Origin of the sequence: Cognatundibacterium luofuense, from assembly GCF_018139685.1 — a bacterium.
Lineage (GTDB): Bacteria > Pseudomonadota > Gammaproteobacteria > Burkholderiales > Burkholderiaceae_D > Undibacterium > Undibacterium luofuense.
In genome coordinates this window covers 1-431 of sequence record NZ_JAGSPN010000175.1, presented here as the reverse complement: position 1 = coordinate 431, position 431 = coordinate 1, and the positions used below count along the sequence as shown (strand labels likewise).

The following is a 431-nucleotide window of genomic DNA, read 5'->3' as shown; positions in this document are numbered from 1 at the left end:
ACATCAAGTCATTCGACTGGGATGAACTGAAAACCGCCTACAACGGCCGCAGCACCCGCGCCAGGGGCATGGCAACCGGCGGTAACGAGACTTACGAGCCGCCGTTCCGTGGCGCGATCGTGATCAGCCAGAACAACCCAGTCAACGCCTCGGAAGCAATCCTGTCGCGGATAGTGCATCTGTATTTCGACCGTTCAACCCAGACCGCCGAATCCGGCGAGGCGGCAGACCAGCTGAAGTACATGTCGGTCGAGAACGTCTCTGGCTTCATTCTGGCCGCCACCAAGCGTGAGAAGGCGATCATGGAAATGATCAGCGCCAAAACGCCGATCTACCTCAAAGAGCTGCGCCAAAGCCCGCACGTCAAGATGCCGCGCCTGGCAGAGACGCATGCACAGATGCTGGCGATCGCTGACGCCCTCGGCCTGGTA

1 pseudogene is annotated in these 431 nt (G+C 59.9%); it reads left to right on the top strand.

Annotation, left to right across the window (positions count from 1 at the left end):
• Positions 1-431 (top strand): annotated as a pseudogene (locus KDM89_RS19895) (bifunctional DNA primase/helicase); the annotation flags it as partial.